Raw genomic sequence first — 16,634 nt, 5'->3', positions numbered from 1 at the left:
CTACCCTGTCGGCTCGCATTAGGCAAAAAAGCCAGATTCAATCGATTGAAAAAGCGGCACGGCAGGCAATTCGCCGCGGCAGGGCGCCCGCTAAACCAGCGCGGGAGGGAGCTGCTAACGCCCCGGCAGCCGACCCCGTACCGGGCGCCCGCTAAACCAGCGCGGGAGGGAGACACGGACGCCGCCGACGATGCCGGACGGCGCGGTGGGCTTACTGCATTGCGCCTGTCACGTCGGCGGACGCCGGCAGACACGCCGGGATCAGGCGGGAGGACAGCCACCGGCTGAAGACATCCAGCGGACAAAAGCCATCGGCCGTTCCGCCCCGGCATCCCGGTAACGTCAGGATCACCTGATGCGGCGGCGCCTGCAGCGTCAGGCGGGTCTGCTGGCGCAGCTGCGCCAGCGACTGATAGACCACGCTCACCCGCACCCAGGCGCGCCCCGCGCTGTCGCCCCAGCGCTCAAAGCGCAGTTCACCGCCGGGCGGCGTATTATCCGGCTGCTCGGGCAGGCTCCACGGCGTTTGCAGCATACCGGACAGATTGGCCAGGTTGGTATCATGACCGACCAGCAGCAACAGGCGGTTCTGCGCCGTGAGCCCCGGCAGGCGCGGCGTCTGTCCATTCAACGCCTGCAGCACGGTATACATCAGCGGCGTCCCGCGATGACGGGCGATATCGTCGGTGCGCGACAGCAGGTCAAACTGAAGGTTATGCAGCTGGAGCAACGACCGCCACTGCGCCGTGGTGGCGATACGTCCCCATGCCGGCTGCGCCATTCCCTGCGCCTGCTGCAGCAGAAACATCTCCGCCAGCGTCGCCGAGAGCCCTACTGCGCCGCGCAGCGCGATGGCGCCGTGAGTGCCGATGTGCAGCCGGGTTGGCATGGTCTGGGCGAGGGTACACGCCCCATCCCCGCGGCGCCGCTGGCAATAGGGCGACGACGCGAAGCGCAGCGTCTCATCCATCTGCGCCAGCGCGGCGCCATAGCGGCGGTTGAGCACGGCCAGCGACATGCCGGCCTGCGCTTCTATCGCCCGGCGCGCCCGTGCCTTATCCAGCCGGCAGACGCCCGCCTTCACCGGATGAAACAGGGGATCGCGCGGGGACACATCGGGCCGGTGATGAATGGCGATAGCGCAGCGCGGCGCCAATCCCTGCAGGAAAGCCGCGCCGGTTTTACGCGTACGCTGATCCACATCGGTCCAGGCATAGACCCATCCTGCCGGAGGACATCCCTGCGCAGGCAGCAGCCCTTCTTGACTCAGCTGCTGTCGATAATAGGCGCCAAGCAGGCTCACCAGGGACTCTCCGCGCGGCGTAATATCCCCCAGCGGCACCGGCCATGCCGGCCACGCATCCGGCGTGACCTCACGGATCAGCGCCGGCATTTTGGTCGGCGCCCGTACGCCGTGGCGACTGACGATCACCACCCGCTCCAGATGGCGCGCGGAATGCTCCACCGTCGACGCCGCCATCAGCGGCAGCGGAAACAGCAGCGCAGGGAACAGAAAAGATAACCAACGGCTCAGCTCTCGCCAGCGCATTTTTGCCTCCAAGGCAGAGTTTCGACAAGGTTTGACCACACCGGCTTATTTCATTCAGTGTAAATCGTACCGTCCGATTATTCAGCCCGCGCGCCAGAAAATCCCACCACCAATCTCCCGCGTAAAAAACAAAAATACAATTGGTTATTATTCCTATCGCCATTTTTATTAAGACCCGATGAATCCAGGAATCAGGGGAGCGCTCCCGCGATCTGCTGGGGATAGCCCAGACCGCGATACAGACCGTGCGGAAAATACGACCTATGCCACCGCTAACGATAAATAAAGCCGTGGCTTAATCGACCAAAAACACTATGTAACATAGGAGTAAATAAATCTGCTGGTTAACATTATTCATGCTGACTATAGTAGAAAGGTCGGTATGATCAGGCGCTCCCGTGGCGGATAGCATCGCGCGACGACGCGTGTGCGCAGCTACGGCACAGGGATCGGTATTGCGGTTCCCGGCCGGCGTTGCGCTGCTACAAATAGCGATACTCTTGGTGCGTCGGCATTTTCACCCGCGCAGTTCGGCAGGTGAAAAGCGGCGTCCCATGGGATAACGCCTTGCCACCGCGGCGGCGCGCCAGCATGATACCCGGATAAAAACATAAAACAGAAGGTAACCATGATGTCTCGTCTCTCCACCTTATTCCCACTATTCTGGCGTTATCTCGGCACCTACCAGAAACCCTTTCTGCGCGTGCTGCACTTCGTTATTATGCTGTTCGTTATCGTGCAAATACTCAACAGCAATGGAATGGGATTCAATCAGGAGCAGCAGATTCGCCCCGGGCTGAGCTACGATATTTTTACCTGGATGCATATTGGTATCGGTCTGTTAATGGTGCTGCTGACGCTAGTATTGACCCTCTATAGTCTCTCTACGCGCGGCCTGCGTTACTTTTTTCCCTATCTGTTCGGCGACCTCGGCCAGCTCAAAACCGACATCGGCGATATGTTTAAAATGCGCTTGCCGGGCACCGATCCGAAAGGGATCGCGACCTGCGTTCAAGGGCTGGGACTCGGTGCCCTGCTGCTGGTGGTGATCTCTGGACTGGTGTGGTTCGTCCTGTGGCGCAGCGGCTCTGCATGGACCGGCGATGCCAAGTCCATTCATAAGACCCTGACGGGGCTGATCGAAGTCTATCTGGCCGGCCATGGCTTTATGGCACTGCTGCACTTTATCCTGTGGCTACGCGAACCAGCCCAGCGTCAGCGCAGCTAACGCGCAGCCGGTGGCCGCGGCGGCGAATGGATTGAAAAGCCGCGGCCCTTATGCCATGCTCACCGTTCCAAATTCAGGGTAATTAACGTGATGAATACAAAACAGTTAACGCCACAAGAGAAAGCCTTGGCCGATGAGCTGGCGCTGGAGCGGGTCTACGCCATGAACAATGATGAGTACCTGCTGCAGCGCGTGGATGAGAAAATCCACCGTCTGGAGGCTCATGTCAAAGCCTACGTTGAGCAGCGCTTCGCCTTCCACCGCGGACAGGCCTGATCCCACATCGTCGCAGGAATGCGCTATCGCCGGGCCGCGAGCGCGGCCCGTCTTTCTTCTATCAATAACATCGCATCATGCCTGAGGATGGCTACGGCGATACAGCGCCCAGGCCTCGACACGCTCGCCGCTCGGTAGCGTACAGTAGCTAAACTGCCCCTGCTCCGCCGTCGCCGACGTTAAGATTCCGCCCTGCTCCACACAATAGCGCGCGGCGGGGTTGGCCATACCGATCGCCGGCGGCGTCCTAATATCTTTGGCCGTACATCCCGCCACCGCAATTACGCCTAACAACGCTAACATTATCCTCATGATACACACTCTATGTCGCTCATCTGAAACACCATGATCGCGCGTACGGTGGCACGTTGTACATAGGATAATGTTTAAAATGCCACCGGCGTGCACCTGCGCTACATCGCGTGCTTAATCCCTTTGCTGACCAACCACCTGTTCATCGGATACGCGCTGCAGAAGCCAACGATCATGGCAATCTGCATCATAAACCAGTACAGCGCACTGGCGCGCGGCATCTCCGGCGTGAACAGGAGGAACAGCGCGATCGCCATCCAGACATACATACCCAGCTGCCAACAGATCAGCGAAAGCACATCCGCCTTAATCGCGCTCTTCAGCGCGACCCAGCGCGGCTGCCCCATCTGACGCGCGGGCCAATACTGAAAGAAGATCCCCAGACACAGTGCCAGCACAAAATCCAGCGTCCACGATCCCAGCAGCGAGCTGCCTAGCAGCGTCACCGGTACCACCAGGGCGATCCCCTCGCCGAGGATATCGGCCAGGGTACACCCCGTGCCGCAGTGGGTACTGGTCTTAAAGATACTCTTCCACCCTGCAGGACCCCGTTTCATCGCCATCGGCATATCCCCGTGGCCCGCCATCGGCATATCCATCGCCATCGGCGTCGCTCCGTGGCCCGCCGCCGTCATATCCATCGCCATCGGCGTCGCTCCGTGGCCCGCCGCCGGCATATCCATCGCCATCGGCGCCGCTCCATGGCCCGCCGCCGGCATATCCATCGCCATCGGCGTCGCTCCGTGGCCCGCCGCCGGCATATCCATCGCCATCGGCGTCTCTCCGTGGCCCGCCGCCGGCATATCCATCGCCATCATGCCGCAGCGATCGCCGGGATGCCCCCGACCAAACCAGAAATAGGCCCCCAGCCCCAATACACCAAAATAAAGCGCATTAATCGGCCAGGCCACCGTCATGATCGCCATGGGCTGCGGATGTCCCCGGCGAATATCCCAAACAATGATTACGGCACAAATCAGCGCGCTAATTAACCAGCTCCAGGCTAATAGATGCAGCCACTCAGGATAAGACATGATTTACTCCTCAATATACAGCGTATTAATCCGGCACATTGCGTCGCTGCCGCATCCGCGACAGAATACCGCCGCTGCGCTACCGCCTATCCAAACGGCCACAGCACTGCCACTGGTTTAGAACAAATAACAAATTTATTCACGCTTTTGAGGATAAAAAATTTAGTGAGGCGGCATAAATACCATACACTTTGAGCGAAATATCCCTCATGGCTCAAACCTATTCTGATTGGCCAGGTGACAGGATACCCGCGGCGATTGCGTTCCCCGCCTTCCGTGACAGATACCGCCTGAAAGAGACGCTGATTAGCGGCGATGAATCAGCGCCGGCAGGAGGCCGCAGTCTGCCGTGTCAGATACGGATAAAGTTGGCCGTTTTATTGGTGCTGAACTCATGGCGAATAGCCCGCTTCACCACGGCATACAGCGCGTCACGCCCCTGCACGGTGAGCTCTTGAGGATGAAACCCCTGCTCCGTTATCCGATAAGACTGACTCATCGGCATATTCACCACGCTAATCCACCGATCGCGCTTATAGGTAGAAAAGGTCACCTTCTTAAACTGACCTGACTCTACGCAGCGTATAAGATAACTCATTATATTTTCACTGGAAATTCGCATAGGGCTACCTTTAGGTTACGCCGATTGACGGCGTCGCTGTCATCACAGAGACGCGCTCACGGTAGCGTAACGCGATAGGGGCCGTGTGGACATGATCTGCGCCCCAGGGGAGACAAAAACGACAAGCGCAGACGCACCACGCGCCTGATCCCGGAGAAAGCCGGAGAGGATATGGCATAAAAAAACCCCGCGGACACACGGTCCGCGGGGTAAAAATGGAGGCGCGTTCCGGAGTCGAACCGGACTAGACGGATTTGCAATCCGCTACATAACCGCTTTGTTAACGCGCCATTTTTATCTGTCCGTTCGCCGGAGCGTCACGAACATAAATTTGGAGCGGGAAACGAGACTCGAACTCGCGACCCCAACCTTGGCAAGGTTGTGCTCTACCAACTGAGCTATTCCCGCAGCTATCAACCAAGGTCGCAGCCGAACGCTGCACACCGTGGGATGTCGCGTATTCTACGTATTTCCCGCGCCGCGTCACCTAAAATCTTCACCCACCCGGATCGAATGCTGTTTTTTAATCCACTTCGCGCAGACAACCGGCAATCGTGCCGATAAAACCAACGCGCGGATCGGCGCATTGCGCGCGCGGCGGGATCCGCGCGCTAAACCGTGCAAGCCGTAATAAAATTCCGATGAGCAGTTCAGCCGCAGCGCGCTACACCACAGCCGAGAGTCTGTGTCCATCGCTCAGACTTTTCATCAAAAAAACATTAAAACTCGCTGTTATTTAACGCAATGATCAGTTGATGCCTCAGCGCTGGCGTTATAAATAAACAGACCTATACTTAACCGTGTTGGTGATATAACGCACTGTGTCTCTGTGTCATATTTAACGGAATAAAGGATAAAGTATGAAGCCATTAAAATCAGTCGTTGCCCTCTGTGCTCTGCTTGCCGCCCCGGCGTTCGCCGCGACGCAGATCAATACGCTGGATACCACTGGCTATACCAAAGTTGCCGCACTCAGCCTAGAGCAGATGGGGCTTCCCAACATCGGCGATAGTAAGGTTATAAAAGCCGTAGACAGCAAGTGTGCATCCCACGGTGTTGCGGCGGAACAATGCTATTTCCGCGTACTGAGTATCGTTGGCGACGCCAGCAATCACAAAAATATCTTCATTGAGATTTATAAAAAATAGTTAGCCATACGGCTCTCCGTCTGCGTTTCGGCGAAGACGGAGAGCACGCCTTCGGCGCTGCGCGACTCACCGCTCGCTGAAAGCGCGGCTACCCTGACAGGAGAGCTGCGCCAGCCAACGCGCCACCTGCTCACGATAAACATACATGGCCCGCGGAGAGTCGGTATGGGGGGAGCCCGGGATCATCATAGCAAGACACGGGTAGCGCTGTGGCGCCATGGTATCAGCCAAGCGGCGCATCTCGCTCTCGGAGACCCATACGCCCAGCATAGTTTTACTGTCGAATAAAAACGCCTGATTGAACCATGAATAAAAGCTATCCTGATCCAGGATTACCTGCATTGTACTCACTTTATTACCGTCCAGATTGAAATCAGTTATTCTCGCGCCGATCCACCGGGCGAGTCCCTTCGCGCTGCCGGAAAATATTCATAGCATGAATTATTCAAGCAATAAAAACCACACCAAGGCGGGTATTTATTCTGCCACTGCAAGCGCGCTGCGCATTCTATTCAGCGGGAAGGACAAAATCCACTCAATATAACAAATTTCATACCATTGCCGAAAAATCATATTTAAACACCAATTCAAACGCAAAAAGCAGCCATAATACTTGCTTTGCATTAATCTATTGGGATTTAATTTTGATTCAGAAAAATTATTAATTGCAGTTAATATAGATCTATTACTTATTAATAAGCGTACTGCCCCGCGGATACACCTGCGCATATTCCCTACGCCAGAAGCGGCGACGCAGCGATAGCCGCCAGGACGCCGCTCAGCCACCGAGCCAGGCTCCCAGGCGCTTTACAATGTCCCCGGAGATAAGGCTATCCCGGCCGACGATAGGCTTGAATATGTCAGACAGAAAAGAGATCAACACTATTATGACAGGTAAACGTTGGCCGCCGTTGGGCCCTGCCGGCCATGCATTCTGCAAAACTCAACCCGCAGACCCGCTGAGAGCGTTTCTTCATCTTTTAAATGGAGGGCGGAGATATGTACCTGAACGTCTTTACGACCATCGGATGGAGAGATAACGCCTTTACCGCTGCGGTAATCAAAAAACCGGACAATTCCGGTCATTTTATCAGACAAACTAATTCCTTACTGTTACGCAATATTTTCAGTATACCGATCTCCCTACGCATTGCCAGCGTCATAACTAAGGCATCTGGATGGCTAAAAAAGATCTTGCCAAAGTATTCGCCGCATGCGTTAATGCGTCACCGGTTTGAAGTACAGAACCTGACGTCGTTTTTTTAGCAGTACTCAGTTCAAGTGTTATCCCCTCGATATCCCTTTATCCGTGAGTCTTCTTTCTAAGCTTCTCATTAAAATCTGTAAAGCAGACCTCATCGACCAGCAATGGTAATAAAATAAAGGAAATATCTATGTCTAATAAAATGACTGGCTTAGTAAAATGGTTCAATGCGGATAAAGGCTTTGGTTTCATCACCCCGGATAACGGCGGCAACGATATCTTTGTCCATTTTTCCGCTATTCAAAGCAATGGCTACAAATCCCTGGACGAAGGCCAGAAGGTTGCATTCGAGGTACAAAGCGGCGCAGCTAAAGGGCCGTCAGCCATTAACGTAACCCCGCTGTAAAACCAGACTTGGATTAGCGATCCGCAATAGCGATGACGGCCTTGACCTGAGCTGCCGGATCGAGAATCAAAGACAGGAGCCCATGACGATGGGCTCCTGTACCATTACTCCCCGATAACAATATCCTCCTGCGGTATCGCACAGCAGGCCAGTATGTAGCCCGCATTCGCCTCATCGGCGCTGAGCGCTACGCGCTGAGGCTGCTCAACCGAACCGGCGTTAAGCAGTACCTTACACTTGCCGCACACGCCCGCCCTGCAGCTACAGGCCATACTGACACCGGCGCTCTCCGCCTGCGCGAGCAGCGACGCCTGGTTATTTCCCCTGAACGTATTACCATTGATACGTATCTGCACCGAGCGATAGGCGCGGTTATCGCTGCGCACGGCTTCGCCAAAATGCTCTTGATGCCACTGCTCCACGGGCAGCCCGGCGGCCAGCAGCAGCGTTTGTACCTGCGCCATAAAGCCTGCGGGTCCACAGACATAGACATGGCGCTGCGCCAGCGCAGGAAACAGCGCGACGCGGGCGGCATCGAAGCGCCCCGATATCCCCTGCCACTCGCTGTCGGGGCGGGACACCGCCGTAATCACGGTCAAAGACGGATGCGCACGCTGGATCTGCTGTAGCTCATCCGCAAAAGCCCTATCCTGCGCTGTCTGACACTGATGGTAAAAAATCACATCATCGATCCATTGCCGATCGGCCAACATCCTCAGCATGGATATGGCCGGCGTAACGCCGCTGCCGGCGCTGATCAGGGCAATGGGGCCCGCAGGGCGGCGATCGAGGAAAAAGGCTCCTTCCGGCGCCGCGGCACGGAGCGGCTGCCCCACGCGCATATGGCGGTGGAGCCAACTCGACACGGTGCCAGACGGCACCCTTTTCACGCCGATCGACCAGCGATCGCCACGGGTTGGCGACGAGGAGAGAGTATAGCAGCGCTGATAGCGCCGCGGCCCTATCCTGAGCGTCACCGGCAGGTGCTGTCCGGCCAGATAGGGCGGCAGGGGCAAGCCATCGGCCCGTTTAAACCAGAACGTGGTGAAATCTCGGCAGATGGGCTCTACCGCATAGCAAATCAACGCGATCGTTTCAGGCAGCCGATCGACATAGGGATAGGGCGCCTGCGTTGCCACGATATCAACGGGATCCGAACAGACTATCTCGCCGGGAGTCAGCGGCGTCAGATAAACCCCAAAATGGATCTCTCCCGTCCGCGCCTCCCTGCGGAACTGGCCCAGCGTCGTCAGCGGCTCATTGCCGGGCTTCATCTGCTGCGTTTGCGGATCGATCGTCGTCAGTACGCAGCGGGAGCAAGGGGCGCTAACGGCAAACGTCACGCCGCCGATCCGGAGCGTTTTCCAGCCATCCTCGGCGAAGGGCTGACTTCCCTGCACCACGATGTTCGGGCGGAACTGCTGCAGCGTATGCTGCTCTGGCGAGCGTGCGTTGAGAGCGTCCAGCGACGCCTCGGATAGCAGAAGCAGCGGCGCCGCGTCCGCCAGACTCAGCGGCGTCGGCGTATCCCCGCGGTGACGCCGGGGCGCTTCACCGTTAAAGACCAACGTTACCGGCTCTCTTAACAGCTGGCTAAACCACCTATCGGCCTCCTCACCGACGCTCAGGGCAGAAAACGCATCCCCCCACACGGCAGTCTGTCGTGAGCCGCGAACAAACTGGGCCCACCGCACTCGCAGCGGCGTCTGCATCGCCGAATGAAAGGTGACGCTGTCGGCATCTTGGCTGACGCGAACCCCCAGCAGCTGCGGGTGCGTCCTTGCCGTCACCATACGGCTGTCCGCCGCCTTGATCAGCATAAACTGCCGATCCTGAACGATACCGTATGATGCCACGGACACCCGCTCCGCCGCCTCTCCCGCCCCGGACTTCAGCGGGTAGTGGTACAGCGCCTTTACTGTCAGCATAAAATCTCGCTATATTTTTTATCCAACGTCATCTGGATCTATCGCTAAGCCACCATAGCCGCCCGTGGACGCGCGCTCCCCAAGCCCCTGCTCAGGGGGCCTGGCCGGCCCCCTTCACGTATCAGAATAGAATAAAAAATGGCCGCTCCGCTACTCACCCGCCGCCGTGGGCGCAGCGATCCTATTTTTAGCGGCGGGTAAAAAAAACAAGATGCGCATAGCAATCCCCCACGCGCGGGAGCGCCAGGAATTAATATTCAAATAGATAGCGTGCCGTCCCACGCGTGCCAGATCGTCACCGCCGCACCCCGGCGGAGACAAAGTCATTGGACGGCGCCGAGATGACGCCGCATTATAGTGGCCACTTTTTACCGGAGGTAGAACACAACCGATGAAACCGCATGACCACGAGCTATCCCACCTGAAACGGTGTCTGCGCCGCGAAGTAATGGTCTCAGACCAACCCTTCTCCTGGCTCAAAACGCTGCACAAGGCATTCAAGTGCCCTGAGCGCCGATTCTACTTTTGGTGGCGCATCGCCAATTACTTACACCGCAGTGGTACGGCTAAAAAAACGGCGGTGCGCATCAGCCGAAACCTACGGAATAAATACTGCCTTGATATCAAGCTTGGCTGTGAGATCGGTGAGGGGCTGCGCATCGCCCACTATGTCGGCATTGTGATCACCGGGCACTGCGTCATAGGCAACAATCTGTATATCAGACAAAATGTGACCATTGGCGTAAAACAAAACGATCAGGCGGGGAAAATCTATATCGGTGATAACGTCGAGATCGGCGCCAACTGCTGCATCATCGGTGATGATTTGCATATAGGCGATAATGTCACTATCGGCGCAATGAGCTTTATCAATAAAAATATTCCGTCAAACCATACGGTCTACACGCCAAAAGCAGAAAATATCATAAGGGTAAAAAAACCGGCCTAGACTGATTTTGCCAACGTAAGCGAGTTCGGGCTCCGCTCTCACGCTCGCCCTGCACAGGGGCTAAAGCCCATCGCCCCTGCCCAAAGCGGAGGGCACCGCGATCAGTATCGACACAGGCAGGCTATCGATAACAAAAAAGGCGCTACGCCATTAGCGCAACGCCTTGAAATTGTTGGTGGGTCGTGACGGGATCGAACCGTCGACCAATTGATTAAGAGTCAACTGCTCTGCCAGCTGAGCTAACGACCCAACGCCGAGTATTATTCGCTTTTTAACGCGGCGGGTCAATTCCCCCCACTGCGCACGCCGCTCCAGAGACTGTCCGCTCCGCTTTACGCATTGATTAAAAATAACACAATATAACAATGAGTTAACCGATAATAACGCGCTACGCATCGATGCCAACGTAGCGAGACGGACAGGATAAAGCGGCGGGAGAAGATGGCGACAGCCGCGCCGACAAGCGGCGCGATGCCGGGGAGCGCCCCGGCTTAGACGTTACGCAGTATATACAGTGCGATGGAGGCTTCAATGAGTACAATCAGCACGGACCAGAAGGCCGCCATCAGCTGCGCGTGCGTTTTGATAAAAGCATGAATGAGTTGCATAAGATTGCCTGCTCGGCTAAACCACTCAGGGTGTGAAGTCAGTCTACGCCGCTACAACTATTCACGCAATTTATCAAATAAAATGAACACCCCGTCGCTGGCAGGCTAACGGGACAGCCGTCGCATTCACGACTTTCCCGCGCGGCGCCAGGGGGGGTAAATCACCAGCAACCCCAGTATAATCAAGCCCATTCCCAATAACTTTCCCCCGTTAAGCTGTTCATCGAACAGCGGCAGGGAGACCGCCAGGGCGCAGACCAGCACATAGCTGAGGCTCAGCAATGGATACGCTCGATTCAGCGGCAGATCGCGCAGCGCAAACAGCCAGCACAGCATCGACAGGCCATAGCACAGAATGCCGCCCGGTAGCCACCAGACCCACGGCTCTGCGCGGAGCAGCGCGGAGATAAGCTGCGCCCCGTCGCTGCAGTGCATCATGGTATAACGCATCATCAGCTGCGCCGCACTGACCAGCGCGACGCTGGCGAGAGCCCACAGATAGCCCATCATGCGTTGACTCCCAGCAGGATAATACCCGCCATAATCAGCGTGATCCCGATAATATGGCGCCAGCCGAGCCGCTCATGCCAGATAAACCGTGCCGCCAGCAGCACCAGGACATAGTTCAGGCTCAGCATCGGGTACGCCACGCTCACCGCCACCCGGCTGAGCACAACCAGCCACAGCAGCAGCGCCAGCCCCAGACAGATCAGCGCCAGCGTCAGCCAGCGCAGCAGGTGGTGGCGCGGTGAGCCGTGGGGCACACCGCACATCGCCTGTTTCTGGCATAGCTGTCCTGCGCAGCTGAGCAGGCTGGAGAAAATAATCAGCAGATAACTCATGGCTGCTGCTGATACTGTAACAGCAGGAAACGCCCTTTCCGCAGGGTCATATCCGCCGGCGGCAGCGCCGGGTTAATCTGTTCGTTGCGCGACAGCAGTAAGACCAGGGAGACCGCCCCCTGCTTCCGGTGCTCCGCCAGCCAGGCAGGGAACTGCACGGCATTGACCAGATGACCGGCCGCATCCGGGTAGCTCAGCCCATACTGAAGCTCACCAGTGTTATCATACAGATAGATATCGCTGCGCTTGAGCTCCCAGGCCAGACCCGCGGCGACGCCGACGCTGTCGCTCAGAATATAGCGGCTCGCCTGCAGCTGCGGCATCGCCGCCTGGATCAGCGTCTGCGGCTGCTTGGACTCCATGACCTGCTGCGGCAGCGCCGCGCCGATCAGCAGGGCTATCCCCAGCGGACAGGCGGCGCTCCAGCGCCAGTAGCGGCGTGGATTATGCAGCGACAGCGCGCCAAACAACGCCCATACGCCAAAGGCGACGGTGCCCAGAATCACTTTGCTGACCTCTTGGGCGCCGAACAGCGGGCGTCCGGTGATGCCCCAGGGCGCCAGCACCAGCACGATCGCCGCCATGCCGCCCAGGCCGACCAGTAGGTTAATCAACCCGTTGATCCGTAGCGCCTTGCCTCCCTCTCCGGCCAGACGCTGTACATAGCCGGCCATCAGGATCGCCAGCGGCGCAAAGCAGGGTAAAATATAGGTCGGCAGCTTTCCCTTGGCGATACTGAACAGCAGGAATGGCATCACCGCCCAGCCCAACAGGTAAAAATCGCCCCCCTGGCTGACCCGTCCACGCCACCCCTCCCGCAGCGCGCCGGGCAGCAGACCCAGCCAGGGCAGCAGGCCGATCAGGAGGATCGGCAGGTAATACCAGAACGGCGCCTTATGCTGGGCGTTATCTTCGGCAAAGCGCTGGATATGCTCGACCCAGAAGAAATAGCGCCAGTAGTCCGGCTCGCGCTGTGCGATAGCTAGCACCCACGGCAGGCTGATGAGAATGGCGCTCAACACCGCCAGCGGGCCAAAGCAGAACAGGGATTTCCAGCGCCGTTGGGCTATCACCCAGGGCAGCACGGCAATCACCGGGATCGCCAGCGCCAGGAATCCTTTGGTCATAAAGCCCATACCGCAGGCCAACCCCAGCAAAATATAGCCGCCTACCCTGCCCCGCGTACTGCTGGCCTGCTCTCCCAGCCAGAAGCTGCACAGGGCCGCGGTCATCCACAGGGTAAAGATCGGGTCGAGCACCGCGTAGCTGCCAACGCCGTAGACCAGGAAGCTGGTCAGATAAATCAGCGTAGCCAAAACGGCCGGGCGCGTGCCAGAGAGTAGCCGGCGCGCCAGCCAGAACACCAGCAGCGCACTCAGTACCGTCGCCAGCACGGCGCCAAAGCGGACGGCAAAGTTGCCGTCGCCAAACAGCCACTGCCCCAGGTTATTCACCCAATACCCGGCCACCGGCTTTTCAAAATAGCGCAGCCCGAGGAAGTGCGGCACGATCCAGTCTCCGCTGGCCAGCATCTCGCGGCTGATTTCGGCATAACGGGTTTCATCCGGCTGCCATAATAAACGTCCCGGTAGCGGGACGATGTAGTAAAGGACAAACAGTACAGCCAGCGTAAACCATCCGGCGATCTTCTTCATGGCGACTCCACCTCCTGCTGACAACCCAGCCATCCCTCACGCCCGGCCAACGTCGCGCGGACGACCCGTCCGCTCGGCAACAGCGTAATATCGTCTGGCAATAAATCCCCGAGGGGGCAAAATTCAATCTGCGCCTCGCGCGCCATCTCCAGCAGGCGGGCAAACTGCGCCTGTTTGGCAATGCCTTCAACTTCGGCGTGAATGGTGTAAACCGGGACGCCGCGATCGGCCAGGATGCTGTCGAGAATAAAGCGATTAAATCCCGCCTCATCGGTCATGACACCGATGGCCTCATCCCAGGTAGGCAGGGTCACCGGGATCTGTACCGTCCCTAGGCGGCCATCCGGCAGCAGCGGACGAAACGGATGCGTACCGCGGCAATCGCTGTTATAGCGGAAGCCAAAAGGCTCCTTGGCCTCGACCACCCGCGTATCAGCGCGCCAGCCGGCAACCGCGGAGCAATCGATGCTCTCCCCGGTGATCAGCTGCAGCTCATCGTAGGCCAGCCCGATCTGCTCGGCCATCTTCTCCCGTGACCAAACACCGGCCCAGGCCTGCCAGGCATGGTGATCCCAGGCGTGCAGCCCAGTCTCATGCTCTTTGGCGGCGGCGGCGATGGTGTCAGCCAGGCCGGCGCCGATCCGGCGGCCGGGCCAGGCCGTCCCGGCCAGCAGGATATCCCAGCCATACAGCGACGCGGCGTTAGAGCGCAGCATTTTCCACAGAAAGCGCGGCTTTAGCAGGCGCCACAGATGGCGCCCCATATTGTCCGGACCCAGGGTAAAAAAGAACGTCGCCCGGATCCCGTGCCGGCGCAGCAGCGACACCAGCGCCGGCACGCCGTCACGCGTGCCGCGCCAGGTGTCTACGTCAATGCGCAGACCGACCCGCTTCATTCCTGCTCCGTACCGTCAAAGGTCTGCAGGAAGAAGTCCAGAGTATCCTCGATCGTGCTCTCCATCGGGATCACCGGCTGCCAGCCCAGCAGACGCTGCGCGTTGCGGATGCTCGGTTTACGGTGCTCGACGTCCTGATAGCCTTTACCATAGTAGGAGCTGCTCTCTACCTCGCGGAAGCCGGCAAAGGGCGGGAAGCGATCGCGCAGCGGATGCTGCTCAAAGCACACCAGCAGCTGCTCAGCCAGCTCACGGATGCTGGCTTCGTTATCCGGGTTACCGATGTTGATAATCTGCCCATCGCACAGATTGTCTTTGTTTTCGATAATGCGGAACAGCGCCTCCACCCCTTCTTTAATGTCGGTAAAGCAGCGCTTCTGACGTCCGCCGTCCACCAGCTTGATCGGCGACCCTTCCACCAAGTTCAGGATCAGCTGGGTAATGGCGCGCGAGCTGCCGATACGCGCCGCATTCAGGTTGTCCAGACGCGGCCCCATCCAGTTGAAGGGACGGAACAGCGTGAAACGCAGTTCATCCTTGGCGCCGTAGGCCCAAATGATGCGATCCAGCAGCTGTTTGGATACGGAGTAGATCCAACGCTGTTTGTTGATCGGCCCGACGATCAGGTTAGAGCTATCCTCATCAAACTGTGGATCGCTGCACATCCCGTAGACTTCAGAGGTGGACGGGAAGATGATGCGCTTTTTGTATTTCACGCAGTCGCGCACAATCTTCAGATTCTCTTCAAAGTCGAGCTCAAAAACGCGCAGCGGATTACGGGTATATTCGATCGGCGTTGCAATCGCCACCAGCGGCAGCACCACGTCACACTTCTTAATGTGATACTCGATCCATTCGGAGTGAATGCTGATATCCCCTTCCACAAAGTGGAAGCGCGGGTGGTCGATAAAGCGGGAGATGGCGTCGGAGCCGATGTCCAGGCCGTAGACTTCATAGTTATCTTCCGCCAGCAGACGCTCGGTCAGGTGGTTGCCGATAAAGCCGTTAACCCCCAGAATCAGCACGCGGGTTGCCCGGCGGACGCCGAAGTTCAGCGAGCTGTTCAGAATCGCCCCCTCCACCAGCCCCAGGCTTTCCGCCAGCTGGCTGCCCTGCATATATAGGCCATCCTGCGGCTGACCGGCCACGATCTCCAGCGCCCCTTCGCCACAGGCGATCGCCAGCGGCGACGCCGAAAGCACCGTACCGGGACGCGCGGCAGGCAGATCGCTGCGCACGCGCGCCTGCCAGACCGTAAACTGACGGTTACCGGCATAGCTAAAGGCGCCCGGCCAAGGCTCCGTCACCGCGCGAACCAGGTTATACAGCTCCCGCGCCGGTTTGCTCCACTCCAGACGACCATCGGCCGGCGTACGGCGGCCAACGTAGGTCGCGGCGCTTTCATCCTGCGGGAACTCAGCGTAGCTACCGCTGCGGATCTGCGGCAGCGCCTCGGCCAGCAGCGCGCGGGCGCACTGGCACAGCTTGTGGTGCAGCGTCAGCGCCGTGTCCTCTTCGGCAATCGCGATACGGCGCTGCGCGATAATATTCCCGGCGTCCGCACGCTTCTCCATTCGGTGCAGCGTCACCCCGGTCTCCGTCTCGCCGTTGACCAGCACCCAGTTCAGCGGCGCACGGCCGCGGTAGGCCGGCAGCAGCGAACCATGCAGGTTGAACGCACCCTGCGGCGCCAGCGTTAAAATCGCGTCGCTCAGCAGATGGCGATAGTAGAAAGAGAAGATCACCTGCGGCTGCAGCGCCCGCAGACGCTCAACCCACAGCGGGTGATTCACATCATCCGGCGCAAACACCGGGATATTGTGCTGGGCCGCCAGGCGGGCGACCGAGCCAAAGAACAGATTTTCACCGGGAGCATCCTGATGAGTAACAATGGCAGCAATTTCATAACCGGCATCAATCAGTGACTGCACACCGGCACAGCCCATATCGTGATAGGCAAAAACAACAGCTTTCATG

18 protein-coding genes and 3 tRNA genes are annotated in these 16,634 nt (G+C 58.2%); 5 read left to right on the top strand and 16 right to left on the bottom strand.

What is annotated here, in order from left to right; translation table 11 throughout:
- Positions 1–211: 211 nt before the first annotated feature.
- Positions 212–1,549: an AppA family phytase/histidine-type acid phosphatase gene (locus tag ETEE_RS14920; RefSeq protein ID WP_034164337.1), complete on the bottom strand. Its 1,338-nt coding sequence runs from the start codon at positions 1,547–1,549 to the stop codon at positions 212–214.
- Positions 1,550–2,180: 631 nt separating this feature from the next.
- Between ETEE_RS14920 and ETEE_RS14915 the strand changes: the two genes are divergently transcribed.
- Positions 2,181–2,777 carry a cytochrome b/b6 domain-containing protein gene (locus ETEE_RS14915; protein ID WP_034164426.1) on the top strand — a complete coding sequence of 199 codons (597 nt, stop codon included), beginning with the start codon at positions 2,181–2,183 and terminating at the stop codon, positions 2,775–2,777.
- A 90-nt stretch (positions 2,778–2,867) separates the two neighbouring features.
- A complete protein-coding gene (locus ETEE_RS14910) occupies positions 2,868–3,053 on the top strand; it encodes a hypothetical protein (RefSeq protein WP_034164338.1) in 186 nt (61 codons plus the stop codon).
- 75 nt (positions 3,054–3,128) lie between these two features.
- On the opposite strand, the gene ETEE_RS14905 is transcribed toward ETEE_RS14910, so the two are convergent.
- The 5 genes from ETEE_RS14905 to ETEE_RS14885 all read right to left on the bottom strand — a co-directional run bounded on the left by ETEE_RS14905 (position 3,129) and on the right by ETEE_RS14885 (position 5,429).
- Positions 3,129–3,356, bottom strand: a complete 228-nt coding sequence (locus ETEE_RS14905; protein ID WP_225865165.1) for a putative hemolysin — start codon at positions 3,354–3,356, stop codon at positions 3,129–3,131.
- Between the two features lie 110 nt (positions 3,357–3,466).
- Positions 3,467–4,399 carry a DUF4396 domain-containing protein gene (locus ETEE_RS14900; protein WP_038631519.1) on the bottom strand — a complete coding sequence of 311 codons (933 nt, stop codon included), beginning with the start codon at positions 4,397–4,399 and terminating at the stop codon, positions 3,467–3,469.
- Between the two features lie 352 nt (positions 4,400–4,751).
- On the bottom strand, positions 4,752–4,997 hold the full coding sequence (locus ETEE_RS14895) for a hypothetical protein (RefSeq protein ID WP_225865164.1): 246 nt from the start codon (positions 4,995–4,997) through the stop codon (positions 4,752–4,754).
- A 240-nt stretch (positions 4,998–5,237) separates the two neighbouring features.
- Positions 5,238–5,311, bottom strand: a tRNA-Cys gene (locus ETEE_RS14890).
- Between the two features lie 42 nt (positions 5,312–5,353).
- Positions 5,354–5,429, bottom strand: a tRNA-Gly gene (locus ETEE_RS14885).
- Positions 5,430–5,881: 452 nt separating this feature from the next.
- Here ETEE_RS14885 and ETEE_RS14880 point away from each other — a divergent pair.
- Positions 5,882–6,169, top strand: a complete 288-nt coding sequence (locus ETEE_RS14880) for a hypothetical protein (protein WP_034164340.1) — start codon at positions 5,882–5,884, stop codon at positions 6,167–6,169.
- 66 nt (positions 6,170–6,235) lie between these two features.
- On the opposite strand, the gene ETEE_RS14875 is transcribed toward ETEE_RS14880, so the two are convergent.
- The 3 genes from ETEE_RS14875 to cspF form a co-directional block, all read right to left on the bottom strand.
- Positions 6,236–6,511, bottom strand: a complete 276-nt coding sequence (locus ETEE_RS14875) for a hypothetical protein (RefSeq protein WP_034164341.1) — start codon at positions 6,509–6,511, stop codon at positions 6,236–6,238.
- Between the two features lie 135 nt (positions 6,512–6,646).
- Entirely contained in the window at positions 6,647–6,955 is a 309-nt protein-coding gene (locus tag ETEE_RS21545) for a hypothetical protein (RefSeq protein ID WP_144420060.1), read from the bottom strand.
- Between the two features lie 99 nt (positions 6,956–7,054).
- On the bottom strand, positions 7,055–7,267 hold the full coding sequence (cspF, locus tag ETEE_RS20370) for a cold shock-like protein CspF (protein ID WP_071844175.1): 213 nt from the start codon (positions 7,265–7,267) through the stop codon (positions 7,055–7,057).
- A gap of 296 nt (positions 7,268–7,563) precedes the next feature.
- Here cspF and cspA point away from each other — a divergent pair, with 296 nt between their 5' ends.
- Positions 7,564–7,779 (top strand): RNA chaperone/antiterminator CspA, encoded by a 216-nt coding sequence (gene cspA, locus ETEE_RS14865; RefSeq protein ID WP_034164343.1) that lies wholly within the window; start codon positions 7,564–7,566, stop codon positions 7,777–7,779.
- 104 nt (positions 7,780–7,883) lie between these two features.
- On the opposite strand, the gene ETEE_RS14860 is transcribed toward cspA, so the two are convergent.
- Entirely contained in the window at positions 7,884–9,707 is a 1,824-nt protein-coding gene (locus tag ETEE_RS14860) for an MOSC domain-containing protein (RefSeq protein WP_034164344.1), read from the bottom strand.
- 391 nt (positions 9,708–10,098) lie between these two features.
- Here ETEE_RS14860 and ETEE_RS14855 point away from each other — a divergent pair, with 391 nt between their 5' ends.
- Entirely contained in the window at positions 10,099–10,656 is a 558-nt protein-coding gene (locus ETEE_RS14855; protein ID WP_034164345.1) for a serine acetyltransferase, read from the top strand.
- 173 nt (positions 10,657–10,829) lie between these two features.
- Here ETEE_RS14855 and ETEE_RS14850 read toward each other — a convergent pair.
- From ETEE_RS14850 to arnA, 6 genes are all read right to left on the bottom strand, one after another.
- A tRNA-Lys gene (locus ETEE_RS14850) sits at positions 10,830–10,905 on the bottom strand.
- Positions 10,906–11,390: 485 nt separating this feature from the next.
- The gene (gene arnF, locus ETEE_RS14845; protein WP_034164346.1) at positions 11,391–11,774 is read right to left on the bottom strand and encodes a 4-amino-4-deoxy-L-arabinose-phosphoundecaprenol flippase subunit ArnF; all 384 of its coding nucleotides are present in this window, start codon (positions 11,772–11,774) and stop codon (positions 11,391–11,393) included.
- Positions 11,771–12,106 (bottom strand): 4-amino-4-deoxy-L-arabinose-phosphoundecaprenol flippase subunit ArnE, encoded by a 336-nt coding sequence (gene arnE / locus ETEE_RS14840; RefSeq protein ID WP_034164347.1) that lies wholly within the window; start codon positions 12,104–12,106, stop codon positions 11,771–11,773. The genes arnF and arnE overlap by 4 nt, the downstream gene beginning before the upstream one ends.
- Positions 12,103–13,761: a lipid IV(A) 4-amino-4-deoxy-L-arabinosyltransferase gene (arnT, locus tag ETEE_RS14835; RefSeq protein WP_034164348.1), complete on the bottom strand. Its 1,659-nt coding sequence runs from the start codon at positions 13,759–13,761 to the stop codon at positions 12,103–12,105. The genes arnE and arnT overlap by 4 nt, the downstream gene beginning before the upstream one ends.
- On the bottom strand, positions 13,758–14,657 hold the full coding sequence (gene arnD, locus ETEE_RS14830; RefSeq protein WP_034164349.1) for a 4-deoxy-4-formamido-L-arabinose-phosphoundecaprenol deformylase: 900 nt from the start codon (positions 14,655–14,657) through the stop codon (positions 13,758–13,760). The genes arnT and arnD overlap by 4 nt, the downstream gene beginning before the upstream one ends.
- Positions 14,654–16,633: a bifunctional UDP-4-amino-4-deoxy-L-arabinose formyltransferase/UDP-glucuronic acid oxidase ArnA gene (arnA, locus tag ETEE_RS14825; RefSeq protein WP_034164350.1), complete on the bottom strand. Its 1,980-nt coding sequence runs from the start codon at positions 16,631–16,633 to the stop codon at positions 14,654–14,656. Before arnA ends, arnD begins: the two co-directional genes overlap by 4 nt.
- Between the last annotated feature and the right edge of the window lies 1 nt (position 16,634).

The sequence above is a fragment of the Edwardsiella anguillarum ET080813 genome (assembly GCF_000264765.2).
GTDB lineage: Bacteria > Pseudomonadota > Gammaproteobacteria > Enterobacterales > Enterobacteriaceae > Edwardsiella > Edwardsiella anguillarum.
The sequence above is the reverse complement of the archived record's forward strand: the minus strand, read 5'-3'. Positions and strand labels throughout refer to the sequence as shown.